The following is a 1450-nucleotide window of genomic DNA, read 5'->3' on the forward strand; positions in this document are numbered from 1 at the left end:
GCCTGACTTTGATCAGGGCCGCATGATCATTTCTGCTGCGGCTCGCTGAGCTGCGGGAACGGTCTGGACTCGGCGCGGTTTCACGCACTAACGGGGTCGGCCTAGGGTCGGGGTGTGGCGTTCATCCGGCGGGTGCGGACCGCCTCGGGGGCCACGGCGGTGCAGATCGCGGCGTACCGGGCCGGGCGGCAGGAGATCGTCAAGCACGTGGGGTCGGCGCACACCGATGCCGAGCTCGGGGTGCTGATGGAGCGGGCTCGGGAGCTGCTGGGCGACCCGGCCCAAGGCGTGCTGGATCTGGGGGTCGAGCCCACGCCGCGGGTGTTGCCGCTGGCCGCGGCCCCGGGCGGGCAGGGCGTGCTCCCGGCGGTGCCGGCGCCACCAGTTCGCCGGTCGGCGGCTGCGCGGGACAGTGCAGGACGGGTGCTGGCGACCGGGTCGCGGCTGCTGTACGACGCCCTGCTTGGGGTGGTCACCGCGCTGGGGTTCACCGCGGCCACCGATGAGGTGTTCTGCGACTTGGTCATCGCCCGGATCGTGGAACCGACGTCACTGCTGGACGCGGGGCGGGTGCTCACCGACCTGGGGCGCCGGCCGGCCAGCTACCCGACGATGAACCGCACCCTGCGGAAAGCGGTGAAGGGTGACTACCGGGACCGGGTCGCAGCGGCGTGCTTCGCCCGCGCCAGCACGGTCGGGGATCTGACCTTGTGCCTCTACGACGTGACGACGCTCTACTTCGAGGCCGAACACGAGGACGACCTGCGGAAAGTCGGCTACTCCAAGGAACGTCGAGTCGACCCGCAGGTCGTGGTCGGGTTGCTGGTTGACCGTCAGGGGTTCCCGCTGGAGATCGGCTGCTTCGAGGGCAACAAGGCCGAGACCAGCACGCTGATCCCGATCATCACCCAGTTCACCGAGCGGCACGGCCTGGCCGACCTCGCCGTTACCGCCGACGCCGGGATGCTGTCGGCGGCGAACCTGAAGGCGCTGGACGAGGCGCACGTGCGGTTCATCGTCGGCTCGCGGGTGACCCGAGCGCCGGCGGATCTGGAATCCCACTTCCACTGGCACGGCGATGCGTTCACCGATGGCCAGGTCATCGACACGATCACCCCCAAGACCGGCCGCGCCAAGGGCGGGAAGGTCGGGGAGAACGACACTGCGCGCCGCGCTGAGCCCGTGTGGGACCCCACGCAGCACCCCGGGTCGTGGCGGGCGGTGTGGGCGTACTCGGCCAAACGCGCAGCCCGGGACCGCAAGACCCTCGCCCTGCAGGAGACCCGCGCCCGGGAGGTCGTCGACGGCGAACGCGCGGCCCGCACGCCGCGGTTCGTCAAGACCAGCAACGGCGCCCGATCCCTGGATGAGAAGGCGCTGGCCAGAGCGCAGAGCCTGGTCGGGCTGAAGGGCTACGTCACCAACATGCCCGCCAACCTCATGCCCGCCA

General features: G+C 70.8%; 1 protein-coding gene. It reads left to right on the forward strand.

What is annotated here, in order from left to right:
* Nucleotides 1-114: 114 nt before the first annotated feature.
* Nucleotides 115-1450: IS1634 family transposase (locus ACYVG5_RS21395; RefSeq protein WP_222050834.1), on the forward strand; the 1336-nt coding region annotated here is incomplete at its 3' end.

The sequence above is a fragment of the Modestobacter lapidis genome, from assembly GCF_054780755.1.